A 21,684-nucleotide genomic window follows, 5' to 3' on the forward strand; every position below is an offset into this window, starting at 1 on the left:
TGCGCCAGTTCTACCAATAAGAATACAAAAAGCACCTTTGGATCATTCACAAAGGTGCTTTCTTATGATCTGAACAATAAAGGAGGTGCGGCTTTCTTTAACTGCAGTTCGTCCAGACTTTTAAAGGTATATCCTCTTTTTTGCAGGGCTTCGATCGTTGTTTCAAGTGCATCCGCGTTGTCTTTTGATACGGTATGCAATAATAAAATACTGCCAGGATGAATTTGTTTCATGATCTGGTTGTAGGAATACTGCCAACCACGTTGTTTGTTGGTTTCCCAATCAGGAAATGCAAGTGACCAAAACACATGAGTATAGCCTTCTTTTTTTGCAAGCATAATCGTTCTTTCACTGAAAACACCTCTTGGCGGGCGCAGATAGTGCATATCTGTCTTACCTGTGAGTTCCGTGTATCTCAGCTTTACTTTTTCTAATTCATTTTTTAATCGTGAATCAGAAATTTGTGTCAGGTCTGGATGATGATATGAATGATTACCTACTATATGCCCTTCTTCAGCCATTCTTTTTATTAGGTGAGGGTGAGTTTTCATAAATTGTCCGGTTACAAAAAAGGCAGCAGGTACTTTTTTTCGTTTCAATACATCCAGCACATTATCTGTATATCCGTTCTCATACCCATTATCAAACGTTAAATAGATGTCTTTTTTTGTTGGATCACCAATAAAGAGACTGTCATATTTGTTAATGAGTTCAAGATATTTCGAATCAGTGACTGGTGGAGTTTCTTTCCCCTTTTTTTCAAAAAACCATTCCAGTTTTTGATTCGATACACCTCGTTCGGCATAAGTAACATGTGATTGGGTAAAAAATAAAATGGAAACCAAAATCAGGCACAGGAGCCGGTTGATTTTCATAAGAACTTCCTCCTTCAAACGACAACCTATACCTTTATTGTGTTTTGATTAGCCAAAACCATGCTAGGGATATTAAGGAAACAGCGGTGATTCTGTGCAATTCAAAAGATTTTGTGCTGAATCCACAAATTTTGGTGCTCAATCCAGAAGTTTTGGCCATTTATCCACGAGTCGACACACCCAGACATATTTCGACCTTACGACCCTGCCCCACAGCCCTCCATACAAAAAACCACAGTTCAATCACTGAACTGCGGTTCCTATAACAACTTTTATTTAAAAACTGGATCTTTAAACTGCTCCAGCTTCTGTAAAGATGATTTTTCAACATGCTCATGCAGGCTGTTTCCGTGGGAATCCATCGTTACAACAGCTGTAAAGCCGTTAACACGGATATGCCACATCGCTTCAGGAATACCGAATTCCATCAGATCAACACCTTCTACCTTTTCCATACATTCCGCATAATACTGTGCTGCGCCGCCGATCGCGTTCAAGTATACACCACCATGCTCTTTAAGGGCAGCTAGTGTTTTTGGTCCCATGCCGCCTTTACCTATTACAGCACGGATGCCAAACTTCTTCATGATGTCTCCTTGATATGGCTCCTCACGAATACTTGTCGTTGGCCCAGCAGCTTTTACTTCCCAGTTTCCTTCAGCATCTTTTGCCATAACAGGTCCGCAGTGATAGATGATCTGGCCATTTAAGTCGATCGGAGCAGGATTATCCATAAGATGCTTATGAATCGCGTCGCGCCCAGTATGCATCATGCCGTTGATTGTGACAACATCTCCAACCTTCAGCTCACGAATTTGCTCTTCTGTAATAGGAGCTTCCAAAGTAATGCTTCTTGTTTTCTCTTCTTGATGCTCTAGCGCTGCAGCCGCTTCCTTATCTGCTTTTGCAAAATCGATCTCTTCGCCTTCTTGATACAGCCACTCTTGGATCTCTCCAGTTTCAGCGTTCAGTTTTACACCTAAACGGCGATATGCCCAGCAGTTATAAGCAACAGATACGAAAAAGCTAGCCGGAATACGGTTAATAACGCCGACTTTGCAGCCTAACAGTGTCGTTTCTCCACCGAATCCCATCGTTCCGATTCCGAGTTTATTAGCGTTCTCCATCACATACTCTTCAAGCTTGCGAAGGTTATCATTTGGGTTAACATCTTCAACTGAACGGAACAGCATTTCCTTTGCGAGTTCATATCCAGATGTACGGTCTCCGCCGATTCCAACTCCAATAAAGCCTGCACTGCATCCTTGTCCTTGTGCTTGATAAACAGAATGCATGATACATTTGCGGATACCATCTAAATCACGTCCAGCACGTCCTAAGCCCTCTAATTCAGCAGGCAGACTGTACTGGATATTTTTGTTTTCACATCCGCCTCCTTTTAGAATAAGGCGAGCATCGATATAATCTTCTTCCCATTGTTCGAACTTGATAACAGGAGTTCCGTCACCCAGGTTGTCTCCAGTGTTATCTCCAGTAATAGAATCAACAGAGTTCGGACGAAGCTTCGTATCCTTTGTTGCATCAGCAATTGCCTGGCGAATCGCTTTTTTCATCTTAATTTGGTTCGCACCTACAGGAACTTTAATTTTAAATGTAGGAAGTCCTGTATCCTGGCAGATCGGTGACACATTTTCGTCGGCTTTTAAAATATTATCCGTAATCGTATCTAAAGACATAGCTGCGCGAGTTCCTGCATTTTCTTTAAGTTTTGCTGCAAGAATGGCACGGCGGACGTCTTTTGGCAATTTGGTTGATGTTTCTACAATCAGTTTATACATACTTTCCTGAAATTTTTCCATCTCTCCACTACCCCTTTATGACTTGCTGTTGTAAGCGTAATCAATACTAATGCTTCTATTATAGCAAAAAATCCGTTCCTTTAATAAAGAAACGGATTTCAATCTTATTTTTCTTCCCAGTCGTAACGAAATTGCTTACACTTCTCTTCAAGCTCATCGAGCATTGAAATAATCTTGTCGATTTCATCAATCCCGGCTGTTTCAGCATCTATAGAATCTAAAACATCAACTAATAAATCAATACGGTTTTTAATATATTCTTTTTGAGAGGATTTATCCTGAATAGAGTTACCCATGTTAATCTCTCCTTTCCATCCATTCTACTTTAACAAGGCCAGACGCTTTTGCCAATATTAGATTAGGCTTTTGACAACATAAGTTTACCCTTTTTCTTTATCAATTGTTCAGTTAAGATAAGTATTGTCCATTTTGGCATGAAGGAGATTTTATAATGGTTACAAAAACAGCTTTAAAAGCAATAACCCCGGACTATGACCCATGGGAAGCTTATTTAGATATACACGATCATCAAAGATTGCAGCTGTCCAATATTGAGATTACGACTACTACACTCTGCAACATGCGATGTGCGCACTGTGCTGTCGGTTATACACTGCAAACAAAAGATCCTGAACCACTTCCATTGGGGTTAGTTATAAAAAGACTTGATGAAATTCCTCAATTAAGAGCGTTCAGTATTACGGGCGGAGAGCCTATGCTTTCATTGAAATCAGTAAACACCTATGTCGTGCCCCTTTTAAAATACGCAAGAGAACGTGGTGCCCGCACACAGATCAACTCAAATTTAACGTTAGATTTAGCGCGCTACGAAAAAATTATTCCATACTTAGATGTACTTCATATCTCCCACAACTGGGGAACATTGGAGGAGTTTTCCGAGACTGGTTTTGCCATGATGGAGAAGAAGCCTTCGATAGCACAAAGAGAAGCATATTTTTCTCGGCTTACTGAAAACGCACGTGCTCTTACAAATGCAGGTGTTATGGTATCTGCTGAAACCATGCTTAATAAAAAGACAGTTCCTTACTTGGAAGACATACATCAACATATACTTGAAATGGGCTGTCAGCGGCACGAAATACACCCGATGTACCCAAGTGACTTTGCAAGCACGCTAGAAACAATAAGTCTGGATGAAATGCGAGAAAGTATCCACAGACTTCTAGATATACGAGATAAAAAGACATGGATGCTGTTTGGAACCTTGCCTTTTTATGCCTGCTCCGACAACAAAGAAGACCTCCAATTGCTGAAAAGGCTTCAGAATGAGGAAAATGTAACGGTTAGAAATGACCCTGACGGAAGATCACGTCTGAACATAAATATATTTGACGGCAATATTATAGTGACTGATTTCGGTGATGCTCCTCCGCTTGGGAACATCAAAGATACAAGCCTGCTTAATGCATATAATACTTGGAATGATTCTAAGCTCGCTAAAGAACTTGGATGCCACTGCCCTGCTGTTAAATGCCTTGGTCCTAATGTTCTTGTTAAGCATTCTTATTATCAAGAAATTGATTTTTCCGGCAGAACAACAAAGCTTTAAAGTGGTAAAAAGTTATAAACTTTACAAAAGTAAGTTTAAAACGTATAATAAAAGGCAAATATTAAACTGTAGTTTAAGCTTTGTAGTATAGAGGTGAATGATATGGATTACAGCACTATGTGTCCGAAATATGAAGTTGCCATGGATATAATCGGTAAAAAATGGACAGGACTCATCATCCGAGTGTTGATGGACGGTCCTAAACGTTTTAAAGATATTAAATCTCAAATTCCCGAGATGAGTGACCGTATGCTTACGGAACGCATGAAGGAATTAGAATCAGTTGGAATAGTAAAGCGCAACGTTTATCCGGAGACTCCTGTAAGAATCGAATATTCACTAACGGATAAAGGAAATTCATTAAAATCAATTATTAATGCTATACAAGATTGGAGCGAACAGTGGGTCGACCATTGTTAGTCTCTGTATAAGAAAAAGGACAGCTGTCTAGACGCTGTCCTTTTTTACATATTGCTCGTATGAAAACGGAATGATACGTGGTCTTGGATTGGAATCCAAGCCCCGATTCCCTGCTGTGTTACGTTCTGAATAACGATTTTTCTTTTTCCGCCTTTTAGAACAATGTATACTTCTCCATAAGTAACTCTTCCTCTTTCGTTAACTGCCGGTACATAACTGTGTAAGTATCCGACTTGCTTCGGAGAAACATGGTATACGTTCGATTTCTTTGTTCCTGCACCTACTGCTGTCTGAAAAGCAAGCGGCAGTTTTGATTTTTCCGCTGCTGTAATGAGCATCATCTTTTGAACCGCTTCGCTGTTTGGAATAGAAGCTGTCAGTCCGCCGCTCACTTTTTTATGAGCTGTCTGGTTGTAATATAATTTAGCTACTGCCTTTGCCCCTCGGTTATCCAAGCGATTTGTATTGATCTGCTGGTGCTCCCAGTTTACTGTAGTCTCCGTTGATTGATAAGAAAGCGGCCATTGACCTAAGTAAATTTTAGCACGGTACCAAAATGCCACTTTAGAAGCGTTAATGCTTGATTCATTCAGAAGTCTGATAAGATCAGGATTCGTAATCGGCACATCAGATGTTTTAAGCATCGCCTTTGCAAGCTTGCTTGGCTCAAGGTATGGGAGATCTTGTGCTGAGTTAGGATACGTATTTTCTTTAGAGATGCTTAGCACCGAACCAGGAACTTTTATGTCTACGTTTTTGCCAGCTTTGTCATCCGCTTTTTCAGCTGTTTTTTCAGTTGTTTTTTCTGACGGTTTTTCTGCAGGCTTTTCAGTTGTTTTTTCCGCTGCAAACGCCTGGTTTGTAAAAGCAAAGAGCATAACAAATATGATAATAAAAATTCTTTTTCTCATAATTTCCTCCTTTACCCCTATTTTTTTCTATCACATGAAATTTATCCGCGTGCACTGCTCTCTTTCTCTGGGGTATTGTTGGAAATAAAATAAGAGTTAACCTTATTTTAGAGGTAGATGCGGGATTACTGCGTGAAATCAAAAGCATTTGGCGTGCAATCAGGGTTGACTTGCGTGAAACCCAGTCCAGTTGGCGTGAAACTATAGCTTATTCGCGTGAAACTCAATTGTTTTTGTGCGAACGTGTAATAAATATAAGAACATGTACCGTAAAAATGCTCAATAATGAAAAAGCCGACTAATATGGTTTTAGTCGGCCCTCTCAGTGTATGATTTTTGTATTTCAAAGCTTTCGGTGATGTTGATGCTATCTTTAACAGACTGCACCATCGAACAATTTTTACGAGTTACCACTAAAGCTTTTTCTACTTTTTCATGCGGAAGTTCATTTCCCTTTATTACAAAATGCAAATGAATGTCTGATACTCTGTTTGCTTCCTTTTCATCACGTGTCACTTTTGCTTGAACATCAATGTTTTCGTATGGCAGTCTCATACGTTCTAACACTTTTCTTAAAACACCACCGCTGCAAACCGCTACACATGATACAAGCAGCTGAAATGGCCTGAATCCATATTCGGCATCTCCGCTTATTTTTAAGTTTCCATATTCAACGGTCGTTTCAAATCCTTTTTCATTCATTTTAAAGTCCATTATTACACACCTCTGGTAAAGTTTTTATTCAACTTTTAACTGCATCCATTGTACAATGGTTTTAGTTTGTTTTGAAAAGGAGATGCTCATGCAGCTTTCAACATATAGATTCTCTGTTTTAGTCAGCATTGTTTTTATTTCTGGTTTCGCACAAGGAATGTTATTGCCGCTGATTGCGGTTATTTTTGAGCAGAACGGAACCTCTGCATCGTTAAACGGTTTCCATGCAACTGCGCTGTATATTGGGATTTTGATCGCTTCTCCGTTCATTGAAAAGCCCCTGCGCAAGTTTGGCTATAAACCGCTTATTATGTTAGGTCTCTTAGCAGTAATATTATGTTTTTCTTTGTTTCCAATCTGGAAAGTATTTTGGTTTTGGTTCGTGCTGCGGCTGCTTATCGGAATCGGTGATCATATGCTCCATTTTTCTACTCAAACATGGATCACTTCAAATAGTCCAGAAAACAAGCGGGGACGGAATATCTCCCTTTACGGTATAGCTTTCGGTGCTGGTTTTGGAATCGGACCTCTCATGACAAAAATGCTCGAGGTAAACGAAAACCTGCCGTTTTGGTTAGCAGCAGGGCTTTGCTTAATCTCTTTTATACTAATGACAAGTATCCGAAATGAAAAACCTGAGACCGAGTCGGCACGAATGGCTGGTGTTACTGCATTTTCACGTTATAAAGATGTTTTTAAAATTGCTTGGGTTTCATTGCTTCCTCCGTTTGCATACGGATTTTTAGAAGCAACACTTCATGGGTCTTTTCCTGTGTTTGCCCTTCGTAACGGTATAAGTCTGGATTGGGTAGCGGTCTTATTGCCTGCATTTGTATTAGGCAGCCTGGTTTTTCAGCTTCCGTTAGGGGTGTTAAGTGATAAATATGGACGAAAGCCTATTCGGATTTTTTCTTTCGTTTCAGGTTTTTTCTCGTTTTTAGCTACCTATTGGACAATGTATTCCTTCTGGGTTCTTCTTGGCTTGTTCTTTTTCTCTGGTATGTTTGTTGGATCTATGTTTTCTCTGGGAATCGCCTATATGAGTGATCTGCTTCCAAAATACCACCTTCCTGCCGGCAACATTTTAGCAGGAATCAGTTTTAGCATCGGAAGTATGGCTGGTCCATTGATCGGGGGGAGTTTTATCAGCTGGTTTAAAGGCGGTGCTTTTGTTTTCGCGATCTGCGGTATGTTATTTATTCTCTGCCTGCCGATCATATTTACGAAAAGCCGCACTTCTGCTGATGCTGTACAGACAAAAACAGCATAGGTTAAATATTTTTTTGTACTTTACCCATATTATGAAAAGCAGGAATTTTGACATTGAATGCGCAATCTTTAAACTAGAATTAATGATACTTACACAATTTTGATTTATAAGGAGTAGATTTGTATGATGAGATTACGTTCGGATATGCCTGAACTTAGCGGTGCAACAGAGTGGATCAATGGTGAAGTTTCTAAGAGCGATCTTGTTGGCGACAAGCCGACCCTTATTCACTTCTGGTCAGTCAGCTGTGGTTTATGTAAAGAAGCAATGCCGAGCATCAATCAGTTCCGAGATGATTATAAAGATGAACTGAATGTTATTGCCGTTCATATGCCTCGTTCTGAGAAGGATCTTGATATTGCACAGATCAAAGAAGTTGCTGCAGAACATGATATTACACAGCCAATCTTTGTAGACAATGACCATGCATTAACGGATGCATTTGAAAATGAGTATGTTCCTGCATATTATGTATTCGATGCAGAAGGAAAGCTTCGTCATTACCAAGCTGGCGGAGATGGAATGAAAATGCTGACAAAACGTGTTAACCGTGTACTAGGAAAAGAAACAAAATAAAAAACCGGGCTGAGCCCGGTTTTATTTTTTTCTCTTTTTTCCAGTAAAGGGTCGTTCCATAAGACGAAATAGAAGGGCAAAGAACTTATAGATAAATAAGCCTGTCATTGCGCCTAATCCGTTAAGAAGTATGTCATCGATATCAAAAATTCTTTTTGCAAATTCGTATTGCAGCACTTCAATAACAAAGCTCGTACCAAACCCGATTACAAACATAAGCCGCCATGAATTAAACAAACGGAATATTAAAGGCAGCAAAAGACCAAGAGGTAAAAATAAGATGATATTGCCTATGATGTTCTTAAAAATCAGCCAGTAATCTCCGCTTCTCCACATCAGGCGTATACTATCGAACAAAACAAGATTTGCTGATTTTCCATATACGTACTCATTAAATGAGAAAAGCGTGGCTTTTATAAGAACGGCCATGTACACAATAAAGAAAAGTGCACCTATCACACTAAAAACAATTCTAACTTTTTTCATATTGCCTTTCTCCTGCCTTTATTTCAAAAATTCCCATAAGTGCCTTTTTAAGTTTAACACGCAAAGGTCTTAAGGAGATACAGGTAAAAGACACAAAATCTCTCCAATATTTTTCTTCAACTTACGCGGTGTTTTTCCCTATTGGCTGTTTTCGTATGCATTGTTGCTTTTGAAAGGGTTGATTTCCGCTCCAGGTGCTCGCTTTCCGCGTGGCGAGCGGTGAGCCTCCTCGCGCTTTGCACCTTATAGAGTCTCACCTGACCGCTTCAGGAAAGTATTCTTGCTCCTGCGTCTACAAGTCAATGCTACCGACGTGAGCTTCCTCGTCGCATGCCTAGCGAGAAGCTTCTCATGTGGTAGGCACGCACCTTCCGCTCCAATCAACTATCAAAGAAGAGTCTTTTAGACAGATGTCCATTTTCTAGCCTTTTTAAAAACAAAAAATAACAGAATTGCTGTCACGATAATTGCAGCCACGGGGAGCATATATTCTTCTGCCTTTGCGCCGACATCTTTCCACTGCGGTCCGAATTGCTTTCCAAGATAAATATAAAATGCAGTAATCGGAAACATTGCAATAAATGTATAGATGGAAAATACCCAAACATTCATTTTTGCCATGCCGCACGGAACAGATATAGTAGTCCTTACGCCAGGAAGGAAACGTCCGAAAAACGCGACTCCTGCACCATACTTCTCAAAAAAGCGATCAGCAGCATCAATTTCTTTTTCTTTAATAAAAACATACTTGCCATACTTGATTAGAAAAGGTCTTCCGCCATATCTGCCGAGTGCATAAAGCGTCAGCGGGCCTAGTGTACCTCCTAAAGTTCCTGCAAATACAGCAAACCAGTAATTCATATCACCTTCATATACCCAAAACCCTGCGAGCGGGAGAACAAGCTCAGCGGGAACAAATTCAAAAGTAAGTGCAATAATAAGTCCAAAATAAGAAAACTGCTTTAAAAATTCAATAAATGAGAGTATAAGTTCTTCCATCTTATCTCCCTCCCTTTCTGTCTAGAGGCACAACGAAAAACATTATAACACAATCACAATTTTGCTTTAAAGTCTTCGCAATAAAGCAAAAAAAGCCGCCCGTAACCGGACAGCTTTTACTTATTAATGAAAGTTGTTCTTTTTGTTAGCACTGCTGCTTGTCTTGTGTTTACTTTCATTTTTGTTATTCTTGCTATGGTTTGTGTTTTGTTTGTTGCTTTTTCCCATTTAGCAATACCTCCTTAATTCAAGGTACTACTAGCTTCTCCAATCATTCCGCCTTTAACAAGCCCCTTTTCTTGGCAAAATCGATCTTATATTTATGGAATGTAGCATTAAGCACACCGCCGGAAAGCAGAACGATTCCTGTTAGATAGAACCACAGCATGAGTACAATAACAGCTCCAATACTTCCATACGTTTGCGAATAATTCCCAAAGTGATCTACATAAAAAGCAAACCCTAATGATACGATCTGCCATAAAAATGTAGCAACGAGAGAACCATACCAGATTTCACTGTATTTTAACTTTTTGCACGGGGCCATATAGTAAAGAATAGAAACAACTGTTGCGATGAGAAAGAAACTGATAAGCCAGCGAAGTACGGACCAGATCGTCAGAAATTCATCACTTAAACCTAAATAGGAAAATGCCGCATTGCCCAGCATCTTACCGAACACTGGGAAAACTAAAGCTACAATAAATGCAAAAACAACGCCAAAAGTTAAAAAGATCGATAAGAGCCTTGTCTTTACAAAGCCTCTGCATTCTTCAACTCCATAAGCTTCGTTCAATGTTTTGATAACAGCATTGATGGCGTTTGATGCTGACCAGATAGTTGCTAAAATCCCGATAGATAGCAATCCTCCGCTTCTTCCTTCAAGTACTGCCAACAAATTTTCTCTCACTGAATCCATTGCCTCTGCCGGTACAAAATGTTCGAGCAGATCAAGTGCTTCAGCAGGTTCTATAAAGAAAGCACCTAGTGTTAATAAGAAAATTAAAAAAGGAAACAAAGATAAAAGAAAATAGTAAGCAAGCTGTGCTGCCAGCCCTGTTACATCTCCTCTTTTAAAGCCGTGCATAAATTCAATTCCGAAAGATTTTGCCTTCATGTGTTTAAGAATATGCCATAAAGTCAATGGTCCTCTCACCCCTAACTTAGTTGTATATTTCCTTTATCATTCCCTTTCCTTATGGTGATAAAAACTTTTTTCGACAGAAGTTTATATTTTTTTATAATGGGTAACTTAAGAATAATTCCATATTACAACCACACAAAAAAAAGGAGGAATTTTAAATGAGTTTATTATGGGCACTTATAATTGGAGGAATCATCGGTTGGTTAGCAGGACTATTAACAGGGCGTGACGTACCAGGTGGAATCATCGGTAACATTATCGCTGGTTTCGTTGGTGCTTGGTTAGGTGGCTTACTGTTAGGAGACTGGGGTCCAACTGTTGCTGGTTTCGCGATTATTCCAGCTATCATCGGTGCTATCGTAGTCGTACTTATTGTAAGCTGGATTATGCGCAGCATGCGTAGCCGTGCATAATTAAAAAACACAAGAACATAACCCAAATTCAAAAAGAAAGCTGGCTCATTAGATCAGAATTGATCTTAATAAGCCAGCTTTTTTTGTTAACTAGGGATATTCAAGAAAATATAATCACATATTATATTTGTTAAAATTAAAAAGGAGGCAAGAAAAATGGACGCACAACGCGCACAAGAAATCTCTTCATCATCTGCCATGGCTAACGTCACATATAATGGACAAAGCATTTATATTGAGCATGTAGATCAGCAAAATGGAACAGCTACAATCCATCCTCTTGATGAACCTAACAATAAACAAAGTGTTTCGGTTTCAAGTCTGGAAGAACAATAAAATGGGGCTATGCCAAAAGTAAGGTAAACTTACTTTTGGCAGCCCCAAATTTTTTATTTCACAAAATAAAAAATTAATAATATTCTCGAATTCCAGCTTTCATATCACGAATTTTTCGATAACCCACCATCATTGAATAAATAAAGGATCTTTCGAATAGAATGTTGTTTTCGAACATTTTTTTAAAGACTCTTCGTTGACAAGTTGATTGGAGCGCAAGGTGCGAGACTCCTGCGGGAGCAGCGTGCCAGCTACCTGAGTATTCTTCTCGCAAGGCATGCGACGAGAAAGCGCGCTTCGTCAGGATTTTCTTGTAGACGCAGGAGCAGCACTTTATACGCCCCGCGGAAAGCGAGCATCCTGGAGCGGAAATCAACCCTTTCAAATTGCCACATTATTTTTAAATTAACCTCATGTTTTTCCTTTAAAACCGTTTCTTAAATACATAACTCGGTTTTTCATAATGCATTTTTTCTTCATAAAAACGGTGAGCATCTATGCGATTCACATTCGAACTCAACGCTACGCAATTGCAGTTGTTCTGGACTGCAAATGATTCCAAAAAGGCTAGCAGTTCCTCCCCATACCCCTTTGAACGTTCCTCTGAATCCGTTATCAGATCATATAAATATACATGTTTTCCATCATAAAAGTTCGTTAGAATGGCGAATCCGGCAAGTGCGACAATCTTTTCGTTATGGTAATTTGCAAATAATGTGTAGCCTTCTTTTTGCATATGAAGAAAAAGTTCATAAAATAAGTCCTCTGAAAGATGCGTGCGCAGCTGGTTCATCACAGGAAAAGCTTCGCGTACTTCATGTTCTGATGACAATTGCCTGATCTCACCCATTGTTAATCCTCCTGGTTATAGCGATTCTCTATTTTTTATCTCGATAAGCAATCTTTCGCACCCGGCTGTTACAAGGTCATACACTTCTTGAAAATTACCGGTAAAATACGGATCTGGTACATCTTCAAACTCATTCTCGGGCACAAAATCCAGAAGTCTTGCAATCATGCCTGTCTCCGATTGCCCAGCCATCTTGTGCATGTTTCCAATATTCTCAGCATCCATTCCAATAATATAATCATATTGTGTCAGATCGTTCGTTTTAATCTGACGCGCCTTTTGACCTTCAAATGATATTTGATTCTTCGTTAAAATATTTCTTGTCCCTTCATGCGGCGGTTCGCCTACATGCCAATTGCCAGTTCCTGCAGAGTCTATTGAGATCTTATCTTCTAAACCTTCTTTTTTAACCAGATCTCTAAAGATAGCCTCAGCCATTGGTGAACGGCATATATTACCTAAACAAACAAAGAGTACTTTAATCATGATTCATACCCCTTTCTTCTTCCTTTTAAATTATAACATTTCTGACCAATTTCAAAAGAAGTTCTACAGCAAAAAGAAAACCGGGCTTTTCTTCAGCCAGGTTTTCTTCTGCGGCATTTAAGCTAGATATGCTTCACGGACTTGTTCATTAGTAATCAATTCCTGGCCCTGCCCTGCCATCACGATTTCTCCAGTTTGTATCACATACCCTCTATGTGCAACCTGCAGAGCTTGGTAGGCATTTTGTTCGACCAAAAGGATAGTCATCCCTTCTTTGTTTAAATCACTGATTATGTCAAAGATTTGTTCAACAATAACTGGCGCTAATCCCATGGATGGCTCATCCAGCAGCAATAGACGAGGCTTTGACATTAACGCACGTCCTATCGCAAGCATCTGCTGCTCACCGCCGCTCATGGTGCCTCCCTTTTGGCTCAAACGTTCCTGAAGACGAGGAAAGTATTGAAATACTTTTTCCATTCGTTCTTTTACGATCCTTTTATCTTTTACAATAAAAGCACCCATCTCAAGATTCTCTTTTACAGTTAGTCTTGGGAAAATTCTTCTTCCTTCAGGTACATGGGCAATCCCAGTTTGTGCCGTCAAATGAGCCGGCTGTTTTGAAATATCTTTTCCTTCATAAATAACGGTGCCTGTTTTTGGCATCACTTGACCGCTGATCGTCTTTAGCGTAGTCGATTTTCCTGCGCCGTTCGAACCGATTAATGTAACGATCTCCCCTTTTTCAACAGAGATGCTGATCCCCTTTAGCGCATGAATACCACCGTAAAATGTGTTTACATCATTCAACTGCAAAATACTCATCGTTCTCCCCCTTACGCTGGTGTTACGGCACTTTTTCCAAGATAAGCTTCAATCACTTTTACATTATTGCGGATCTCCGCAGGTTTTCCTTCAGCAATTTTTTCACCATGATCCAATACAAAAATTTGTTCCGAAATTTCCATTACGAGTTTCATATCATGCTCAATCAATACGATCGTGACATCAAGATCCCCTCTCATACGGTGAATGAATTCTGTTAACTCGCGCGTTTCCCTTGGGTTCATTCCAGCTGCTGGTTCATCGAGCAGAAGGAGTTTCGGTTTTGTCGCTAGAGCACGGGCTATTTCCAGCCTCCGCTGCGCTCCGTATGAAAGATTTTGAGCATCTTCATTCAAATGCTTAGCAAGACCAACATATTCAAGCCAATGATACGCTTCTTCCTGTGCACGTTTCTCTTCCTCGCGCACCGTTTTAGTTTGAAAAAGTGTTCCGACTAGGCCTGCTCTTAATTGTTTGTGCAAACCTACCATCACATTTTCCAGAACCGTAATGTTTGAGAACAGACGGATATTTTGAAACGTTCGTGCAATACCTTGTCGCGCAATATCATGCGGTTTCTTTCCGATTAAGGAAGTTGAGCCGAGCTGCACATTCCCTTTATCAGGCTGATAAACACCTGTAATCAAATTGAAAAAAGTAGTTTTTCCCGCTCCATTAGGACCAATAACTGCTGTAATCGAACCTTTTTCAACTGTAATATCCACTGAATTAACAGCAACGAGACCGCCAAATTGTTTTGTTAAATTACTCACTGTTAAAATAGACATTTCATACCGCCCCCCTATGCTTGAAATCCTTTATCAGGTTCAACTGTAATCTGTTCTTTTCTGTGCTTTTTGGAACCCTCTTTTAGAGATTCCTCATCGAACACAGGATTTTTCGCAGGAATTAATCCTTGAGGGCGATAGATTGCAAATACTATTAAGATAGCTCCAAAAATAAACCGCTGCATTTTAGCAGGTGCCAGCGCCTCAGGAAAACTGATTACTCCGTTAAGACTCAACTGGTTCAAGTAATTCGTTACTTCCGTGAGAACTTGAAGGTTTAAGATCGTGATTACTGCAGCACCTAATATAACTCCAGGCACACTGCCCATCCCGCCCAATATAACCATTACGAGAATCGTAATAGACTCAAGCAATGTAAAGCTTGTAGGATCAACGAACGTTTGCTTAGCTGCAAAGACGACTCCCATCATTCCCGAGAAAGATGCTCCAATCGCGAATGCCAATAGTTTTGTCCTTACAAGGTGAATTCCCATAGATTGTGCAGCAATCTCGTTTTCTCGAACCGCTTTCCATGAACGGCCAATCTTTGAATATTCGAATCTTCTTACAGCCAAAATGACAAACAGTAATATTGCTAGAACGATAAAATAAAACTGATTCGGATACACGAATTGATAGCCGAAAATTTCAGGCGGCTTTACAGAAGCAAGCCCCATCGCACCGTTCGTGATATTAACAGGCTTATCAAGGTTGTTGAAAACAATTCTGATTATCTCCCCAAAGCCGAGTGTTACGATTGCAAGATAATCACCTTTTACACGCAAAACCGGTATACCTAGAAGCACTCCGAAAAGTGCCGCTACAAAACAGCCGATTAAAATAAAGATCCAGAAGCTCTCCCCTGATAACGGAAAATCACCGAATGGCATAAAATTAGATGCCTGTCCTGTAGCAAAGATTCCGTACGTGTATGCGCCAATGGCAAAGAACGCCACGAATCCCAGATCCAAGAGTCCGGCTAAACCGACTACAATGTTCAATCCAAGTGCCATCGCAACATAGATTCCTACAACTGTAGCCACTTCCATATAGGACTGGTACCCTGGCCCTGTACTTGAAACGAATGGTATGACACCAATCAATACCACACCTGCAATTACCCATTTTAATCGGTCAGGCAGTTCCGTATAGTACAAGAGAAGCAAAGAAAATAAGAGCAGAAGAAATGCTGTTACAGATGCTTGAGCCAAGTATAAGCTCAGTGAAGTTACTAACACATAAAGCACGAGAAGTATGATTTGAGCCAGTTTGTTGCCTTTTAGTTTATTTGTCAGCTTATGCATGCACCTTCACCTACACTTTCTCAGTAACTGCTTTTCCAAACAGTCCTTCTGGTTTAAAAATCAAAACTACGATCAAGATCGCAAAAGCAAAAACATCTTTATATTCAGCCCCAAAAATACCGCCGGTTAAAAGCTGAAGATTTGCTGCGGCAAACATTTCTAGAAGTCCAAGCATAATACCGCCTGCCATAGCTCCCCGAATATTTCCGATTCCGCCTAGTACAGCGGCTGTAAATGCTTTTAAGCCAAGGATAAAACCAATATAAGGATCGATCGTTCCATATTGAACGGCAAACAGTACACCCGTTGCTCCTCCAAGAGCTGATCCGATAAAGAAAGTTAGCGAGATGACTTTGTTCACGTTGATCGACATGAGCGATGCTGTTTCACGATCTTGTGCAACAGCTCTCATCGCCATTCCCCATTTTGTTTTATTAACGAAAAAGTCCAGTCCTATCATCATTAGCACGACAGAAATGATGAGGATAATCGTTGAAGTCTTAAAAAACGCATCACTGAATGATGAAGAAATGCTAGAAAATTTAATAGCAAACTGCTCATTGAACATGGAAGGGCCAGTTAAAATGTAGTTCCCTCTCTTGTATTCCGTTATAAAACGAACCAAATCTTGAAGCAAAAACGAGACACCAATCGCAGAAATCAGTGTGATAAGCTTAGGCGAGTTCCGAAGCGGCCTGTAAGCCATCCGTTCAATACCTACACCCATAAACCCGGTGAGAATGGAAGTAACGACCAGCACAAGAATCAAAGCCAGAATTGCAGGCATAGCAGCCAGCCAGCCCATTCCTGTCATCAAAATGAGCATCGCTACACCTATAAATGCACCTGTCATGAAAATTTCACCATGAGCAAAGTTGATAAGCTCCAATATTCCATAAACCATCGTGTATCCAAGTGCTATAACCGCATAAATTGCACCAAGTGCTAAACCATCGACAAGAACTTGAGGCAAAGTTTGTAAAATTTCAGCTAACATAAATATTCCTCTCTTTCACAACTAGGGAGTTTATGTAAAAAAGAAGAGGGATATGGCCTTTAGGGTCATTCCCTCTCATGTAAACGTTGGTTTACTTACTGATTTCGCCTTCTTGTACTCCAGGATATTTAGCTTCACTGAATTTATAAATATATACTTTAGCGAACTTGTTATCACCTTTGTCATCGAATCCGACTTTAGTTACTACACCTTGAAACTCTTGAATTTTACGGATTTCTTCTGCCACTTTCTCACGGGATGGAAGATCTCCATCATTGCCTTCAATTGCAGATTCAAGTCCTTTTAATAGAACGCTCATAGAGTCATAGCCATAAGCAGAATAAGATTCTACGTTCTTGTTAAATTTCTCTTTGTATTTTGAAGAGAAATCTTTGCCTTCTTCTGTTTTGCTCGCATCAGCGGCAACAGATGTGTAGTATACGTTTTCTACAGCATCGCCTGCGATCTCAACAAGTGTAGAAGAGTCCATTCCATCTCCGCCCATGAAAGGAATATCGATTCCTTTGTCACGCGCTTGACGGATCAGCTGGCCGCCTTCTGTATAAAGTCCTCCAAAGAATACTAAGTCAGGTTTCTTTGACAGTACTTGTGTAAGTACACCATTGAAATCTTTCTCTCCAACGGTAATCCCTTCATATCCAAGAATTTCAGCCCCAGCGTCTTCAGCAGCTTTTTTGAACGCGTCAGCAAGACCTGTTCCGTAAGCTGTCTTATCTTGGATAACGAAAATCTTTTTAGCTCCTAATTTATTAATCGCAAAGTCTGCACCTGCAGGACCTTGGAAATCGTCACGTGCAACGATACGGTTTACTGTCTTAAGTCCGCGGTCTGTAACTTCCGTAGCTGTATTAGCTGGAGAGACCATTGGGACGTTGTACTTTTCATAGACTTCAGATGACGGGATAGAAACACCTGAGTTCAAGTGGCCTACTACCCCAAGGATGGCTTTATCAGAACCGATAAGCTGGGCGTTAGCTACACCTTTTTTAGGGTCAGCTTGATCATCATACGGCTGAAGCTGAAGCTTGTACCCTAAGTCTTCAAACTTCTTCTTGTTTTCTTCAAGAGCAAGCTGTGCACCAAGTTTAATAGATTCTCCAAGTGTTGCACTTCCTCCTGATAATGGAGTCTGTGTTGCAATTTTAATAACCTTTCCGCTTCCTCCACCACTGCCTCCTGATCCTCCCGAAGCATTACAGCCTGCTAAAAGTCCTAAAGATAATGCAGAAGCTGCTAATACTTTTAACCCTTTTTTAATCCCCACCTAAAATCCCCCTCGAAAGAATATTTTGATAATTTCAACTATTTAAAAAAATAGTACATGAATCCGCGGCAGTAGACAACTAAAATTTTGTAAAAATAGATATTTTATTTTAAATTTAAAAGTTTTCCCTAATGTTCAACAAAATCCCTTACATTCCGAAGCTAGAACTTTAGTAGGAAAATAATAAAAAAACCCGCTGAAATGTACTCAGCGGGTTTCATCAATTAATTTTGATTTGACAGTATTTTCACGTGATACTTTCTAGTCCTTGGTCCATCGAATTCACAAAAATAAACGCCTTGCCATGTTCCAAGCAGCAATTCGCCGTTCTGGATCAGCACGACCTGTGATGAACCTACTGTACTGGCTTTTAAATGAGAAGCTGAGTTCCCTTCAGCATGCCGATATTTGGGGTGTTCCCATGGGTACACTTCATCAAGCCTCATTAACATGTCTTTTACCACATCAGGATCTGCGTTTTCATTAATAGTAATGCCAGCTGTGGTATGCGGACAGTACACATACATCACTCCGTCTTTTACACGCTGCTCCTCCAGATAAGCTTGCAGTGAACTCGTAATCTCATACATTTCGTCTCGCTGGTGTGTTTGAATCGTAAACGTTTGAGCCACTTCCTATCCCTCCTCTACACTTCTTAATTTGATGATTCCCTATAAAAAACCTTTTTTTATCGGAAATTGTATTGAACAAGGATTACATAAACAGTTTTATCTTTAGTGATGGCTTGAGTACTTTCAGCATCGCTCGTAAAGTCCGAGAATCACTCGTAAACTTCAAGAACCGCTCGTAAATCCCAAAAACCGCTCGTAAATCTCAGGAACCGCTCGTAATCTCAGGAATCGCTCGTAAATCCCAAAAACCGCTCGTAATTCCCAGGAACCGCTCGTAATTCCCAGGAACCGCTCGTAAATCCCAGGAACCGCTCGTAAATCCCAAAAACCGCTCGTAAATCCCAGGAACCGCTCGTAATCTTCAAGAACCACTCACAAAAATAACAAATCCCCAAAAGGCATTTCCTTTTGGGGATGATTTCATATCTTATTTCCGGTGAACTCTCGTACGGTCACCCGCAATCTTTTTCCAGCGTGCTCTTTCTGCAAGAGCCAGTTTTTGATCCTCTTTTCTGGCAAAATAAGCGAGTTCACGCTGAAGCTTTAAGAAGCTGTTATAACGTTCTTCATCCAATTCTCCGGTTTCAATAGCACTCTGAACGCCGCATCCCGGTTCATTATTATGTGTACAGTCACGGAACCGGCATTGTTCTGCAAATGCCTCAATATCCTGAAAGCTCTGGCTTAAACTGTTGTCACCTTCCCAAAGCTGAAGCTCGCGCATTCCTGGTGTGTCAATCAGTATTCCGCCTTTTTCAAGTACGAGCAGCTCACGGTGAGTCGTCGTATGCTTTCCTTTTCCATCTTCTTCACGAATATCGTTCGTCTTCAATACTTCCTGGCCGAAAAGCTTATTGGCTAGCGTTGACTTTCCAACCCCTGAGGATCCCAATAGCGCGACGGTTTCTCCTTCTTTTATAAAAGAAGATAGTGCATCTAGACCCGTTCCGTTTTCCGCACTGACTGCGAAAGTAGGTACTCCAAAAGCTATAGTCTCCACTTCATCCATATACCTTTGTACATCTTCACAAAGATCAGCTTTACTTAGAACAATAACTGGAGTTGCACCGCTCTCCCATGCCATCAATAAGTAGCGCTCCAATCTGCGCAGATTAAAATCTTGATTTAGCGCATTCACTAAAAATACAGTGTCTACATTAGTCGCTACAATTTGTTCTTCTGTCGTTAGACCCGCTGCTTTCCTTGAAAACTTGCTCTTTCGAGGCAAGATCCCATGAATATAAGCTTTTCCTTCTTGAGGAACAGCTGAAACAGCAACCCAATCACCTACTGCAGGATAATCGTGTCTTCCAGTAGCATTGTATCGAATTTTCCCTGTGATTTCGCCAAGCAGTTCACCGTGTTCAGTAAGAACGTCATAAAGACCTTTATGCTCAACGCTGATCCTGCCAGGAACTAGTAATTGATTTTCATATGCTTTAAAAGCTTCTTCAAATGTTTGATTCCAACCTAGTGATTTTAAATTCAATGTAATACCCTCCGAATAAATGTTGTCTAATTTTTTTGTAATGAAAAAAGAACCGCAGAATACGGTTCTTTAAAGAAAGAGAGGAGGTGCACAAATAACCTCTTTTTCATATAAAAAACCATGAACTGAATGCACAGCCCATGGTTAAAATGACAAATTTAATCGCAGAAATTACAAATCAAAAAACGTTATCTGCTATCCTTCATTGTCCCAATAGGCTGTACAAGAAACAATACACTCTCTGAAGTCAATCCTTTAAGTTGTCTCATCATACATCCCTCCTTGGGTTTTGTTAGAATAATTTACTTCTCCACTATACCAGTATATGCATATTTTGTAAATAGATGCTTTCAGATTATTTTGTTATTGAAGAACTATCATGATAACCTTTAATAATTCTTTTAATCATCTCTTCATCCATTTGGAGTGGTTTTTTATCTAATGATTTAATCAGTTCTTGCGTGTTTGAGTCATCAAACGCTATGTTTCGATTCAAATAATTCTTATATACATCAACAACATTGTTTAACAGCTGTTCTTCTTCATTAAGATTTGGCTCATAATCATACGGTGCAAGCTTGAAAAGGTCGAGTCCAGCCTTGTCTCTCATGATTTGAAATACATCTGCACTTAACGGCGGATTGCTGTTTGTAATATGATATATGTTATCTTCTCTGCCTTTTTGCAGCACATCGGATAAAACATCTGCCACATAATCTACAGGAACGAGATTCTGCGTGCTGCCTTCCTCACACAATAAATGAAAAACTCGGTCACCCAGTCCTTTACGCTGAAATCTCTTTTTGAAAACTTCCAGACTTCTCATTAATCCATAGAGTGTAAACTTCGAATCAGCTTCACCTGTTTTCGAATCGCCGATAATTATGGCAGGTCTTAAAATTGTAACGTTGAAGAATTTTTTATAATCCATACAGAGGTGTTCAGCTTTACACTTGCTTTCCTCATAAGGATTATTAAACGAACGGTCTAACGAATGAAGCTCTTCTTTTGCATATTCGTCTTTTCCTAATGTGTAAGCTGTACTCACATAGTAAAAATGCGACACACCCATTTTTTCCGCTGCTTCTAAAGCATAATTAGTACCCGAAAAATTTATTTGAAAAAGTTCTTCTTTAAGATCTAGATCAAACTTTACAAGGGCGGCCATATGATAAAAAACATCAATTTTATTGGCAAGTTCCTGTTGAGTCTCTTTGTTCATACCCAGATCAGGAACTGTAATATCTCCTTTAATAATATGAATATCGCCTTTAAGATCAGCTGTTTTTAGAAGAAGCTGCTCTGCTTTTTTTATATTACGCGCCAGTACAAATAACGTATGTCCTTCACGCGCTAAATTTTGAATTAAGCGTCCACCTAAAAAACCGGTAGCTCCGGTAAGAAATATATTCATTTAGCCGGTTCCTTCCTATTCCTATATCAGCATATTTTCTCTTCTATAGTAACACATCATCTTAAAGATGGCGCCGTATT

Annotated in this window: 24 protein-coding genes; 6 read left to right on the forward strand and 18 right to left on the reverse strand. The window is 39.9% G+C overall.

The window, feature by feature from the left end:
- Positions 1-62: 62 nt before the first annotated feature.
- The 3 genes from pdaA to ACFQ4X_RS17860 form a co-directional block, all read right to left on the reverse strand.
- Positions 63-875, reverse strand: a complete 813-nt coding sequence (gene pdaA, locus ACFQ4X_RS17850; RefSeq protein WP_379837553.1) for a delta-lactam-biosynthetic de-N-acetylase — start codon at positions 873-875, stop codon at positions 63-65.
- Between the two features lie 272 nt (positions 876-1,147).
- The gene (locus ACFQ4X_RS17855; protein ID WP_379837555.1) at positions 1,148-2,695 is read right to left on the reverse strand and encodes a fumarate hydratase; all 1,548 of its coding nucleotides are present in this window, start codon (positions 2,693-2,695) and stop codon (positions 1,148-1,150) included.
- A gap of 104 nt (positions 2,696-2,799) precedes the next feature.
- Positions 2,800-2,991 (reverse strand): SE1561 family protein, encoded by a 192-nt coding sequence (locus tag ACFQ4X_RS17860; protein WP_379837557.1) that lies wholly within the window; start codon positions 2,989-2,991, stop codon positions 2,800-2,802.
- Between the two features lie 155 nt (positions 2,992-3,146).
- Between ACFQ4X_RS17860 and yfkAB the strand changes: the two genes are divergently transcribed.
- Together yfkAB and ACFQ4X_RS17870 are read left to right on the forward strand one after the other, a co-directional pair.
- Entirely contained in the window at positions 3,147-4,265 is a 1,119-nt protein-coding gene (gene yfkAB, locus ACFQ4X_RS17865; RefSeq protein WP_379837559.1) for a radical SAM/CxCxxxxC motif protein YfkAB, read from the forward strand.
- Between the two features lie 102 nt (positions 4,266-4,367).
- A complete protein-coding gene (locus tag ACFQ4X_RS17870) occupies positions 4,368-4,685 on the forward strand; it encodes a winged helix-turn-helix transcriptional regulator (RefSeq protein ID WP_077364763.1) in 318 nt (105 codons plus the stop codon).
- A 44-nt stretch (positions 4,686-4,729) separates the two neighbouring features.
- On the opposite strand, the gene ACFQ4X_RS17875 is transcribed toward ACFQ4X_RS17870, so the two are convergent.
- On the reverse strand, positions 4,730-5,596 hold the full coding sequence (locus ACFQ4X_RS17875) for a YfkD famly protein (protein WP_379837561.1): 867 nt from the start codon (positions 5,594-5,596) through the stop codon (positions 4,730-4,732).
- Positions 5,597-5,905: 309 nt separating this feature from the next.
- A complete protein-coding gene (locus tag ACFQ4X_RS17880; RefSeq protein ID WP_379837563.1) occupies positions 5,906-6,310 on the reverse strand; it encodes an OsmC family protein in 405 nt (134 codons plus the stop codon).
- A gap of 88 nt (positions 6,311-6,398) precedes the next feature.
- On the opposite strand from ACFQ4X_RS17880, the gene ACFQ4X_RS17885 reads away from it, so the two are divergent.
- Together ACFQ4X_RS17885 and ACFQ4X_RS17890 are read left to right on the forward strand one after the other, a co-directional pair.
- Positions 6,399-7,580 (forward strand): MFS transporter, encoded by a 1,182-nt coding sequence (locus tag ACFQ4X_RS17885; RefSeq protein ID WP_379837565.1) that lies wholly within the window; start codon positions 6,399-6,401, stop codon positions 7,578-7,580.
- Positions 7,581-7,706: 126 nt separating this feature from the next.
- Complete coding sequence (locus tag ACFQ4X_RS17890) at positions 7,707-8,156, forward strand: TlpA disulfide reductase family protein (protein WP_379837954.1); 450 nt, start codon at positions 7,707-7,709, stop codon at positions 8,154-8,156.
- Positions 8,157-8,177: 21 nt separating this feature from the next.
- Here the strand turns inward: ACFQ4X_RS17890 and ACFQ4X_RS17895 are convergent, their stop codons facing one another.
- From ACFQ4X_RS17895 to ACFQ4X_RS17905, 3 genes are all read right to left on the reverse strand, one after another.
- Positions 8,178-8,642 carry a VanZ family protein gene (locus ACFQ4X_RS17895; protein WP_379837567.1) on the reverse strand — a complete coding sequence of 155 codons (465 nt, stop codon included), beginning with the start codon at positions 8,640-8,642 and terminating at the stop codon, positions 8,178-8,180.
- A 402-nt stretch (positions 8,643-9,044) separates the two neighbouring features.
- Positions 9,045-9,641 (reverse strand): DedA family protein, encoded by a 597-nt coding sequence (locus ACFQ4X_RS17900; RefSeq protein WP_379837569.1) that lies wholly within the window; start codon positions 9,639-9,641, stop codon positions 9,045-9,047.
- 271 nt (positions 9,642-9,912) lie between these two features.
- On the reverse strand, positions 9,913-10,785 hold the full coding sequence (locus ACFQ4X_RS17905) for a YihY/virulence factor BrkB family protein (RefSeq protein ID WP_379837571.1): 873 nt from the start codon (positions 10,783-10,785) through the stop codon (positions 9,913-9,915).
- A 158-nt stretch (positions 10,786-10,943) separates the two neighbouring features.
- Between ACFQ4X_RS17905 and ACFQ4X_RS17910 the strand changes: the two genes are divergently transcribed.
- Positions 10,944-11,198: a GlsB/YeaQ/YmgE family stress response membrane protein gene (locus ACFQ4X_RS17910; RefSeq protein WP_066286139.1), complete on the forward strand. Its 255-nt coding sequence runs from the start codon at positions 10,944-10,946 to the stop codon at positions 11,196-11,198.
- A gap of 156 nt (positions 11,199-11,354) precedes the next feature.
- Positions 11,355-11,534 (forward strand): small acid-soluble spore protein H, encoded by a 180-nt coding sequence (locus ACFQ4X_RS17915; protein ID WP_379837573.1) that lies wholly within the window; start codon positions 11,355-11,357, stop codon positions 11,532-11,534.
- Between the two features lie 424 nt (positions 11,535-11,958).
- Here ACFQ4X_RS17915 and ACFQ4X_RS17920 read toward each other — a convergent pair whose 3' ends face one another.
- The 10 genes from ACFQ4X_RS17920 to ACFQ4X_RS17965 form a co-directional block, all read right to left on the reverse strand.
- Positions 11,959-12,384, reverse strand: coding sequence for a GNAT family N-acetyltransferase (locus ACFQ4X_RS17920; protein ID WP_379837575.1), 426 nt, complete (start codon positions 12,382-12,384; stop codon positions 11,959-11,961).
- A 15-nt stretch (positions 12,385-12,399) separates the two neighbouring features.
- Positions 12,400-12,870 (reverse strand): low molecular weight protein-tyrosine-phosphatase, encoded by a 471-nt coding sequence (locus ACFQ4X_RS17925; protein ID WP_379837577.1) that lies wholly within the window; start codon positions 12,868-12,870, stop codon positions 12,400-12,402.
- Between the two features lie 117 nt (positions 12,871-12,987).
- A complete protein-coding gene (locus ACFQ4X_RS17930; protein ID WP_379837579.1) occupies positions 12,988-13,695 on the reverse strand; it encodes an ABC transporter ATP-binding protein in 708 nt (235 codons plus the stop codon).
- Between the two features lie 11 nt (positions 13,696-13,706).
- On the reverse strand, positions 13,707-14,483 hold the full coding sequence (locus ACFQ4X_RS17935; protein WP_379837581.1) for an ABC transporter ATP-binding protein: 777 nt from the start codon (positions 14,481-14,483) through the stop codon (positions 13,707-13,709).
- A gap of 14 nt (positions 14,484-14,497) precedes the next feature.
- The gene (locus ACFQ4X_RS17940; protein WP_379837583.1) at positions 14,498-15,787 is read right to left on the reverse strand and encodes a branched-chain amino acid ABC transporter permease; all 1,290 of its coding nucleotides are present in this window, start codon (positions 15,785-15,787) and stop codon (positions 14,498-14,500) included.
- A gap of 10 nt (positions 15,788-15,797) precedes the next feature.
- Entirely contained in the window at positions 15,798-16,784 is a 987-nt protein-coding gene (locus ACFQ4X_RS17945; protein WP_379837585.1) for a branched-chain amino acid ABC transporter permease, read from the reverse strand.
- A 91-nt stretch (positions 16,785-16,875) separates the two neighbouring features.
- Entirely contained in the window at positions 16,876-18,069 is a 1,194-nt protein-coding gene (locus ACFQ4X_RS17950; protein ID WP_379837587.1) for a branched-chain amino acid ABC transporter substrate-binding protein, read from the reverse strand.
- A 224-nt stretch (positions 18,070-18,293) separates the two neighbouring features.
- Positions 18,294-18,701 carry a secondary thiamine-phosphate synthase enzyme YjbQ gene (locus tag ACFQ4X_RS17955; protein ID WP_379837589.1) on the reverse strand — a complete coding sequence of 136 codons (408 nt, stop codon included), beginning with the start codon at positions 18,699-18,701 and terminating at the stop codon, positions 18,294-18,296.
- 427 nt (positions 18,702-19,128) lie between these two features.
- Positions 19,129-20,190: a ribosome small subunit-dependent GTPase A gene (gene rsgA / locus ACFQ4X_RS17960; protein ID WP_379837591.1), complete on the reverse strand. Its 1,062-nt coding sequence runs from the start codon at positions 20,188-20,190 to the stop codon at positions 19,129-19,131.
- A gap of 355 nt (positions 20,191-20,545) precedes the next feature.
- On the reverse strand, positions 20,546-21,604 hold the full coding sequence (locus ACFQ4X_RS17965) for an SDR family oxidoreductase (RefSeq protein WP_379837593.1): 1,059 nt from the start codon (positions 21,602-21,604) through the stop codon (positions 20,546-20,548).
- Between the last annotated feature and the right edge of the window lie 80 nt (positions 21,605-21,684).

Origin of the sequence: Fictibacillus halophilus (assembly GCF_042680145.1) — a bacterium.
Classification (GTDB): Bacteria; Bacillota; Bacilli; order Bacillales; family Fictibacillaceae; genus Fictibacillus; species Fictibacillus halophilus_A.

Bases quoted from the DNA above. Each gene is read 5' to 3' on its own strand.
- ACFQ4X_RS17880 (WP_379837563.1), bottom strand. From the start codon at position 6,310: ATGGACTTTAAAATGAATGAAAAAGGATTTGAAACGACCGTTGAATAT.
- ACFQ4X_RS17860 (WP_379837557.1), bottom strand. From the start codon at position 2,991: ATGGGTAACTCTATTCAGGATAAATCCTCTCAAAAAGAATATATTAAA.
- ACFQ4X_RS17915 (WP_379837573.1), top strand. From the start codon at position 11,355: ATGGACGCACAACGCGCACAAGAAATCTCTTCATCATCTGCCATGGCT.
- pdaA (WP_379837553.1), bottom strand. From the start codon at position 875: ATGAAAATCAACCGGCTCCTGTGCCTGATTTTGGTTTCCATTTTATTT.
- ACFQ4X_RS17965 (WP_379837593.1), bottom strand. From the start codon at position 21,604: ATGAATATATTTCTTACCGGAGCTACCGGTTTTTTAGGTGGACGCTTA.
- ACFQ4X_RS17875 (WP_379837561.1), bottom strand. From the start codon at position 5,596: ATGAGAAAAAGAATTTTTATTATCATATTTGTTATGCTCTTTGCTTTT.
- yfkAB (WP_379837559.1), top strand. From the start codon at position 3,147: ATGGTTACAAAAACAGCTTTAAAAGCAATAACCCCGGACTATGACCCA.
- ACFQ4X_RS17910 (WP_066286139.1), top strand. From the start codon at position 10,944: ATGAGTTTATTATGGGCACTTATAATTGGAGGAATCATCGGTTGGTTA.
- ACFQ4X_RS17925 (WP_379837577.1), bottom strand. From the start codon at position 12,870: ATGATTAAAGTACTCTTTGTTTGTTTAGGTAATATATGCCGTTCACCA.
- ACFQ4X_RS17940 (WP_379837583.1), bottom strand. From the start codon at position 15,787: ATGCATAAGCTGACAAATAAACTAAAAGGCAACAAACTGGCTCAAATC.
- ACFQ4X_RS17870 (WP_077364763.1), top strand. From the start codon at position 4,368: ATGGATTACAGCACTATGTGTCCGAAATATGAAGTTGCCATGGATATA.
- ACFQ4X_RS17945 (WP_379837585.1), bottom strand. From the start codon at position 16,784: ATGTTAGCTGAAATTTTACAAACTTTGCCTCAAGTTCTTGTCGATGGT.
- ACFQ4X_RS17900 (WP_379837569.1), bottom strand. From the start codon at position 9,641: ATGGAAGAACTTATACTCTCATTTATTGAATTTTTAAAGCAGTTTTCT.
- ACFQ4X_RS17890 (WP_379837954.1), top strand. From the start codon at position 7,707: ATGAGATTACGTTCGGATATGCCTGAACTTAGCGGTGCAACAGAGTGG.
- ACFQ4X_RS17855 (WP_379837555.1), bottom strand. From the start codon at position 2,695: ATGGAAAAATTTCAGGAAAGTATGTATAAACTGATTGTAGAAACATCA.
- ACFQ4X_RS17935 (WP_379837581.1), bottom strand. From the start codon at position 14,483: ATGTCTATTTTAACAGTGAGTAATTTAACAAAACAATTTGGCGGTCTC.
- ACFQ4X_RS17895 (WP_379837567.1), bottom strand. From the start codon at position 8,642: ATGAAAAAAGTTAGAATTGTTTTTAGTGTGATAGGTGCACTTTTCTTT.
- ACFQ4X_RS17885 (WP_379837565.1), top strand. From the start codon at position 6,399: ATGCAGCTTTCAACATATAGATTCTCTGTTTTAGTCAGCATTGTTTTT.
- ACFQ4X_RS17920 (WP_379837575.1), bottom strand. From the start codon at position 12,384: ATGGGTGAGATCAGGCAATTGTCATCAGAACATGAAGTACGCGAAGCT.
- ACFQ4X_RS17930 (WP_379837579.1), bottom strand. From the start codon at position 13,695: ATGAGTATTTTGCAGTTGAATGATGTAAACACATTTTACGGTGGTATT.